The following is a 7,962-nucleotide window of genomic DNA, read 5'->3' as shown; positions in this document are numbered from 1 at the left end:
GTCAGCACTCGAAGCGAGGTGGCGAAGCCACGAGTCTCGAGTGCTGACAGCAGACGCCAAGAGGGCCGAACCCCGCGCGGCGAAGCCGCGCCATTTATACAGCCACGAAGTGGCTGAGGATGCCCTGGACCTCGTAGATGTCGACCTGGCGGTTGAACTTCTTCTGGATCGGGACGTCGGTGCCCGCGATCCACAGCACCAGTTCCGCGTCGAGGTCGAAGGTGCCCGCTGTTTCCACCGCGAAGTGGGTGATCGAGCGGTAGGGGATGCTGTGGTAGCTCATTTTCCGGCCGGACAGTCCTTGTTTGTCGATCAGGATGAGCCGGCGGTTGGTGAACAGCAGAGCATCGCGGACCAGGATGTAGGCGGAGTAGATCTGTTCGCCGTTGCCGAGAAGCCGCTGGTAGTCCTGCTGGGCGCGGGCCGGTTCCATTTGTCCGGCGTTGCCCATGATTCCGTCCATCAGACCCATGACGTACGTCCTCCCATCAGCGCGCCGGCAAGGGGGCGCGCGAGTTGCCCACCCGCTGCGGGTGTTTCACCACCATCATCCACGGTGTGGCCGGGCCCGGCCGGTGCTGTGGTGAACCCGCTGGTACCGGCGGGGGCGGCGGCGAACCTGGGATTCCGGGCGGGTTCGTGGCCCCTATAAGCTGTCCGCGTGCGAGTACTCGTCATCGGTTCCGGAGCCCGTGAACACGCCCTCGTCCTTGCGCTTCGTCGTGACCCCGCGGTGAGCGCGCTCGTCGCGGCCCCGGGTAATGCCGGTATCGCGCAGCTGGCGCAGGTGCGGCCGGTGGACCCGAGTTCCGGCGATGCCGTTGTCGCGGTGGCCAGGGAGGTGGCGGCCGATCTGGTGGTGATCGGTCCGGAGGTGCCGCTGGTGCTGGGGGTGGCCGATGCGGTGCGCGCGGCGGGGATCGCGTGCTTCGGTCCGTCGGCGGCGGCGGCGCGGATCGAGGGGTCGAAGGCGTTCGCCAAGGATGTGATGGCCGCGGCGGGGGTGCGGACCGCGCACAGTGAGATTGTGGACACCCCCGCGGAGTTGGATGCCGCGCTGGATCGTTTCGGCCCGACCTGGGTGGTGAAGGACGACGGCCTGGCCGCGGGTAAGGGCGTGGTGGTCACGGCGGACCGGCTGGCGGCGCGTGATCATGCTGCCGAACTGCTCGAGCAGGGGCATCCGGTTTTGCTGGAATCCTTCCTCGACGGTCCGGAGGTATCGCTGTTCTGCCTGGTGGACGGCGAGACGGTGGTTCCGCTGCTGCCGGCGCAGGATCATAAGCGGGTCGGTGACGGAGATACCGGGCCGAATACCGGCGGGATGGGTGCCTATACCCCGCTGCCGTGGCTGCCCGAGGACGCGGTCGGGCAGATCGTCGATGATGTGGTGGCCCCGGTGGCGGCGGAGTTGGTGCGTCGCGGGAACCCGTTCAGCGGTCTGCTGTATGCCGGGCTGGCGATGGGCGCGGCGGGCCCCGCGGTGGTGGAGTTCAATTGCCGGTTCGGTGATCCGGAGACGCAGGCGGTGCTGTCACTGCTGGAGAGTCCGCTGGGGGAGCTGTTGTACGCGACCGCGACCGGGTCCTTGGCGGATTTGCCCGCGCCGCGGTGGCACGGCGGCGCCGCGGTCACCGTGGTGCTGGCCGCCGAGCACTATCCGGGGCGGCCCCGGGCCGGTGATGTGATCACCGGCGCGAGCGATGCCGCGACCGATGACGCGGCGACGGTGTTGCACGCGGGGACCGCGCTGCGTGCGGACGGTGCGCTGGTGTCGGCGGGTGGCCGGGTGCTCAGCATCGTCGGTACCGGCGCTGATCTGACCGCGGCCCGGGAGGTCGCCTACGACCGGCTGGCGGGGATCAAGCTGACCGGTGGTCACTACCGGTCCGATATCGGTCTGGCCGCGGTCGAGGATCGTATTCGTCTCTGATTCGCGCCGGTGACGGCGGCGGCAATCGCCGGTCCGCCGTCACCGGATAACTGCGCGACGGTCAGTACGCCCCGTAGACGTTATCGATGGAGCCGTAGCGGTGGGCGGCATAGTTGCAGGCCGCGGCGATATTGGCGACCGGGTCGTAGATATCCCACGAGGTGCCTTCGACGTGGTACGCGGCGAACGTGGGGTCGATGACCTGCATGAGCCCTTTGGAGGGGATACCGGCCGCGGCGTTGGAGTCCCAGAGGTTGATCGCGTGCGGATCGCCGCCCGATTCCCGCAGGGCGTTGCGGTGGATGCCTTCGTAGCTGGCCGGGATGCCGTGCTGCCCGAGGACATCCATCGCGCCGCGGATCCAGCCGTCCAGGTTGTCGGGGTAGCTCGCCGGAAGCATCTGGGGCAGGAGTTGCGGGACGGGCTGGGGCAGCGGCTGGAGGAACTGCCGCAGCTGGCTCTGCTGGTCTTGGGGCAGCTGCTGGGCCTGCTGCTGGAGTTGCTGCGCGGGTCCCTGCAGTTCGGCGGGCACGCCGGCGATATCGGCGTGGGCCTGGGCGGGCAGGGCGGCGACAGCGGCGATGGCTAGGAGGGGCAACAGTTTTCGTACATGCATCAGGGGCTCCGACAGCGCGGGGGTACCGCACCGGCGGGCTTGTCTTTCCGTCGGCGCTGTCGCTGCGCTGTTTCCTTTTGTGGATTTCTTTGTATGACAGGACATTCAGTTGGCCGCGAATCGCGGTGCGGTGCGCCGAGCGCCGGCCGGGGGCCGGTGATGCGGGCGGGGCCGTCGCGACGGAGTATTCGGACGAATACGAAACCGGGCGATAAACAGGCTTGCGGTCTGTTTTCTGGCGATCACAGAATGATTGCAGAAGATGAACAAAAGATGAACCAAAAATGAATGCAAAGTTCTATTGTGCTGAGAGAAATCGATGTACCAGGTGTTACGGCGAGATCGATCACACCGTATGCGGAGTCCTGGTTCGACTTCCGTCGAACACTACGAATTTGCCGGTAAATGATCAGCCGTAGGAAAGACCGTGCAAGGCCAGCCAGCGCTGCGGGTCGACGTGCTGTCCGTCCATGATGATCTCGAAATGCAGATGCGGTCCGGTCGAATCACCGCGATTACCCATCCGGGCGATCTGCATTCCGGCCGGCACCCGTTCGCCGACCGAGACGAAGAAGTCGTACATATGGCCGTAGACGGAGATCGACCCGTCGTTGTGCCTGATCCGGACCCACAATCCGAAACCGGCGGCCGGGCCCGCGTCGATCACTGTGCCGTCCGCGACCGCGTAGATGGGGGTGCCGATCGGGCCGGCGATATCGATACCGCGGTGGAAGGTGCCCCACCGGCTGCCGAAGCCCGAGGTGAAGGTGCCCGGTGCGGGAAGCACGAAGCCGCCGGCGCTGGGTGGAATGGCACCCGGCGGGATGGTGCCGAGCCCCGGTTCGCCCGGTGCGGTGTTGATCCAGGGCTGTTCCTGCCCGGCGGCCGCGGCGGCGGCCTCCGCTTTGGCGCGCTCCAGGGTCGCCCGCGACGCGGCGGCCACCACGGCCTGCTCACGCAGGCGCTCGCCGTTGTCGATGGCGTCCAGATAGCGGCGAACCGACGGGACCGGGGTGGACAGCTGCAGCGGATACGCGACCGCCACCCGGTGCGCGACGCCGGGCACCGGGGTCATATCGGTGACCAGGAAGCTCCCGGCCGCATCCCCGGTCGCCAGCAGCAGGGTGAGGATCAGTCCGCCGATCAGGTACCGGTGCCGCCGGGCGGTGGCCTTCACCTCTTCGGCCGACGGGCGCCGGGCCGCGAATTCGCGGAGCTCGGCCGGGGTCGGCCGCTGCCGCCAGATGTCGCGCGTCCGTTCCAGGCCCCGCCTGCAGGCGGTGGCGAGTTCCGCGCGGGTGAGTCGCGGGGGTGTGGGCGCCCGGTCCCGCCAGCCGGGCGCGATCACCAGACCGCCGCCCACCGCGGCCGCACGTCGCAGCGACACCCGCTCGTTCGCGGTGACGTGGGGGGTATCGGCGGGATCGTTCACATCCTCGGCGAGGTCCGGGCGTGTCGGTAGATCCTCGGGATGCTCTTCGGATTCCGCGCTGTCCACATCGGCGGCAGTGTTCACGCTCGCGGCGTTGTCCACCTCCGTCGCCGTATCCACCTCTGCGGCGCGCCCGGCCCCCGAACCGGGTCGCGGGACCCGGTTCCGGCGTCGGCGTCCGGCCCCGGAACCGCGGCCGGACGCGGCGGATCCGGAGTCGGAGTGGGTCGGCCCGGCGGCCGACCGGCTGGCCTTTTCGAGCATCAGAGCAGACCATAGCCGTCGATCGGCCCGATGCGGTGTTCTACCGTCGGTCGGGTGTCCACTGAATCTCGGCGCTCGACCATCCCCCCTTTCTACGTGATGGATGTCTGGAAAGCCGCCGCCGAACGCGTCAGAACACACGGTGATGTGCTGAGTCTGGCGGCGGGGCAGCCGTCGACGCCCGCGCCCGCGCCGGTGCTGCGCGCCACCCGGGCGGCGCTCGATGCCGAATTGCTCGGCTACACCGAGACATTCGGCATCCTCCCGCTGCGGGAAGCCATCGCCGGGCACCACCACCGCACCTACGGGTACTCGGTCGACGCGGACGACGTCGTGGTCACCACCGGCTCGTCGGGCGCGTTCACGCTGATCTTCCTGGCGGCGTTCGATCCGGGCGACACGGTAGTGGTCGCGCGTCCCGGCTACCCCGCCTATCGCAACACCCTCACCGCGCTCGGCTGCCGTGTCGTGGAACTGGATTGCCGGGCCGAAACCCGTTTCCAGCCCACGGTCGCCATGCTCGACACGCTGCCCGAGCCGCCGCGCGGCCTGATCGTGGCGAGCCCGGCCAACCCGACCGGCACCATGATCGACCCGGCCGAACTGGCCGCGGTGGCCCGCTGGTGCGATGCGCACGGCACGCTCCTGATCTCCGACGAGATCTATCACGGCATCGCCTACGGCGCGGAGCGCACCGCGTCGGCCTGGGAGACCTCATCCAACGCGGTGGTGATCGGCTCGGTGTCGAAATACTTCTCCATGACCGGCTGGCGGCTGGGCTGGATGCTGGCGCCGCCCGCGCTGCGGCCCGCGTTGCAACGTCTGGCCTCGAATATGACCGTCTGCCCGCCGGCGATCTCGCAGTACGCCGCGGTGCACGCGTTCGACGCCGAGGCGAAGGCCGAACTCGACGCGCATGTGAGCCGGTACGCGATCAACCGGTCGATCCTGCTGGACGGTCTGCCGGCGCTCGGCATCACCGACCTGGCCCCGGCCGACGGCGCGTTCTACGCCTACGCCGATATCGGGCATCTGACCGGTGATTCGATGGCGTGGTGCGCGCAGGTTCTGGCGCACACCGGTGTGGCCCTGGCACCCGGTCTGGATTTCGACACCGTGAACGGGCACCGCACCGTTCGGCTCTCATTCGCCGGGGCGACCGCCGATATCGAGGCCGCGCTCGGCCGCCTGGCCGGATTCCTGCGTCACCAGGGTTGATACGCAATACTGTGCGTCGACAGAAATACTGTGCGATGCAATAACTTTGCACAGTACGACACCATTGTTGCGCGGATGCGGTAGAAACATCGATGGTTGCCCTCCCTTTCCCTGATTTCGTACGGATGTACTGATGACAACTGGCACGATGGCACGGTGATAACCGCGACGACTCCGAAAGGTGAACGGCGTCGCCAGGCGCTGGTGGCCGCTGCTGCCGAATTGCTGCTGGAAGGTGGCTTCGACGCGGTGCGGCACCGTTCGGTCGCCACGCGCGCCGAACTCCCGCTCGCGTCGACGACCTACTACTTCGAATCGCTCGAGGATCTGATCGCGCGAGCCGTCGAGTTCAGTGGGAACGCCGAACTCGAGGCGATGCGGCGGCGGATCGGTGAGGTGACCCACCGCCGGCGCGGCGCGGACGCGACCGCCGAACTGGTGCTCGACCTGCTGATCGGCCCGGACGGCGTGGACGAGGGCGCCAACGCCGCTCGTGGGCGGCTGATCGCGCGCTACGAGCGCACCGTCGCCTCGGCGCGTCATCCGGAACTACGGGAGGTCCAGCTCCGACTACGCGGGCAGCTCGACGAGCTGCTTGCCCATGTCCTGCGCCGATCCGACCGGATCGTGCGCCCCGAACAACTTCGCAGACTGGTCGCGGTGGTCGACGGCGCGGTGGTCGCCGCTCTGAGCGAACCCGATCCGCAGCCCCGGCGTCTGGCCCGCGGAGCGCTGCTCGAGGTCATCGATATCGTCGCTCCCGCGACGCACCAGCCGGTGGACCGGTACCGGTCACTAGACTGACCGGACGTGACCTCCGACCTGATCCCCAACGTCCTCGCCACTCGCTACGCCAGTCCGCAGCTGGTGCATCTGTGGTCGCCCGAGCACAAGGTCGTGCTCGAACGGCGGCTGTGGCTCGAGGTGCTGCGCGCCCAGGCCGAACTCGGTATCGAGGTGCCGGCGGGGGTGGTCGACGACTATCAGCGCGTCGTCGAACAGGTGGACCTGGCCTCCATCGCCGAACGCGAGCGGGTGACCCGCCACGATGTGAAGGCCCGGATCGAGGAATTCAACGCGCTGGCCGGGCACGAACACGTGCACAAGGGGATGACCAGCCGTGATCTCACCGAGAACGTCGAACAGCTGCAGATCAGGCTCTCCCTCGAACATATTTACGCCCACGGGATCGCCGTCGCCGCCCGGCTCGCCGAGCGCGCGGCCGAATACCAGACACTGGTGATGGCCGGTCGCTCGCACAATGTCGCCGCGCAGGCCACCACCCTCGGGAAACGGTTCGCCTCCGCCGCCGACGAACTGCTCATCGGCCTCACCCGGCTGCGTGAACTCATCGACCGCTACCCGCTGCGCGGTATCAAGGGCCCGATGGGCACCGCCCAGGACATGCTGGACCTGCTCGGCGGCGACGCCGCCAAACTGGCGACCCTGGAACAGCAGGTGGCCCGGCATCTCGGATTCGCCGAGGTCCTCACCAGCGTCGGCCAGGTCTATCCGCGCTCGCTCGACCACGATGTGCTCTCCGCGCTCGTGCAGATCGGCGCCGCCCAGTCGTCGCTCGCCCACACCATCCGGTTGATGGCGGGCCACGAACTGGTCACCGAGGGCTTCCAGCCCGGCCAGGTGGGCAGTTCCGCCATGCCGCACAAGATGAACACCCGATCCTGCGAACGCGTCAACGGACTGCAGGTCGTGCTGCGCGGTTACGGGTCGATGGCGGCGGAACTGGCCGGTGCGCAGTGGAACGAAGGCGATGTGTTCTGTTCGGTGGTGCGCCGGGTCGCGCTGCCGGACGCGTTCTTCGCCCTCGACGGTATGACCGAGACCTTCCTGACGGTGCTCGCCGAATTCGGCGCCTACCCCGCGGTGATCGCCCGGGAACTGGACCGCTACCTGCCCTTCCTGGCCACCACCCGCATCCTCATGGCCGCCGTCCGCGCCGGCGTCGGCCGCGAGGCCGCTCACGAGGTCATCAAGGAACACGCGGTGGCGGTCGCCCTGGCCATGCGTGAGCAGGGCCGCGAACCGGACCTGCTGGACCGCTTGGCCGCCGACGACCGTATGCCCCTGGACCGCGCCGCCCTCGACGCCGCCCTCTCCGACAAGGCCGCCTTCATCGGCGCCGCCGACGCCCAGGTAGCCGACGTAGTAGCCCAAGTCGGCAAACTGGCCGAAGCCCACCCCGAAGCCGCCCGCTACACCCCCGCCCCCATCCTGTAGCCCCGCCCCGCCCCCTCCCATCCCATCCCATCCCATCCCATCCCATCCCCGGTAGATCCGCCCCCAACCCGGCCACCCACCCTCATCCGGATGCGCCACTCCCCAGAATCGGTCCACCCTCCCGGCGCCGAGTTCAGCGAGGCCCACAAAGGGTTCGGCCCGCGTCTGCTGTCAGCCCTCGAAGCGAGGCGGCGCAGCCGCGAGTCTCGAGGGCTGACGAGCTCGGGCGAGGGGCCTCTGCGCACTGCGCCGGTCGCGACG

7 protein-coding genes are annotated in these 7,962 nt (G+C 68.6%); 4 read left to right on the top strand and 3 right to left on the bottom strand.

Features of this window, described 5'->3' with window-relative positions:
• Positions 1-94: 94 nt before the first annotated feature.
• Positions 95-472 (bottom strand): PH domain-containing protein, encoded by a 378-nt coding sequence (locus tag AB0F41_RS31205; protein ID WP_357430124.1) that lies wholly within the window; start codon positions 470-472, stop codon positions 95-97.
• A gap of 189 nt (positions 473-661) precedes the next feature.
• Between AB0F41_RS31205 and purD the strand changes: the two genes are divergently transcribed.
• Positions 662-1,933 (top strand): phosphoribosylamine--glycine ligase, encoded by a 1,272-nt coding sequence (gene purD / locus AB0F41_RS31200; RefSeq protein ID WP_357430122.1) that lies wholly within the window; start codon positions 662-664, stop codon positions 1,931-1,933.
• Between the two features lie 61 nt (positions 1,934-1,994).
• On the opposite strand, the gene AB0F41_RS31195 is transcribed toward purD, so the two are convergent.
• Positions 1,995-2,549 (bottom strand): transglycosylase SLT domain-containing protein, encoded by a 555-nt coding sequence (locus AB0F41_RS31195; protein WP_357430120.1) that lies wholly within the window; start codon positions 2,547-2,549, stop codon positions 1,995-1,997.
• 409 nt (positions 2,550-2,958) lie between these two features.
• Positions 2,959-4,101 (bottom strand): M23 family metallopeptidase, encoded by a 1,143-nt coding sequence (locus AB0F41_RS31190; protein WP_357430118.1) that lies wholly within the window; start codon positions 4,099-4,101, stop codon positions 2,959-2,961.
• Positions 4,102-4,299: 198 nt separating this feature from the next.
• Here AB0F41_RS31190 and AB0F41_RS31185 point away from each other — a divergent pair, with 198 nt between their 5' ends.
• The 3 genes from AB0F41_RS31185 (at position 4,300) to purB (ending at position 7,701) form a co-directional block, all read left to right on the top strand.
• Complete coding sequence (locus AB0F41_RS31185) at positions 4,300-5,463, top strand: pyridoxal phosphate-dependent aminotransferase (protein WP_357430116.1); 1,164 nt, start codon at positions 4,300-4,302, stop codon at positions 5,461-5,463.
• Between the two features lie 156 nt (positions 5,464-5,619).
• Positions 5,620-6,267, top strand: a complete 648-nt coding sequence (locus AB0F41_RS31180) for a TetR family transcriptional regulator (RefSeq protein WP_357430114.1) — start codon at positions 5,620-5,622, stop codon at positions 6,265-6,267.
• Between the two features lie 6 nt (positions 6,268-6,273).
• Complete coding sequence (purB, locus tag AB0F41_RS31175; protein WP_357430112.1) at positions 6,274-7,701, top strand: adenylosuccinate lyase; 1,428 nt, start codon at positions 6,274-6,276, stop codon at positions 7,699-7,701.
• Positions 7,702-7,962: the final 261 nt, after the last annotated feature.

Source organism: Nocardia sp. NPDC024068 (assembly GCF_040638875.1).
GTDB lineage: Bacteria > Actinomycetota > Actinomycetes > Mycobacteriales > Mycobacteriaceae > Nocardia.
Note: the sequence above shows the minus strand (reverse complement) of the source record. Positions and strands in the feature narration are given on the sequence as shown.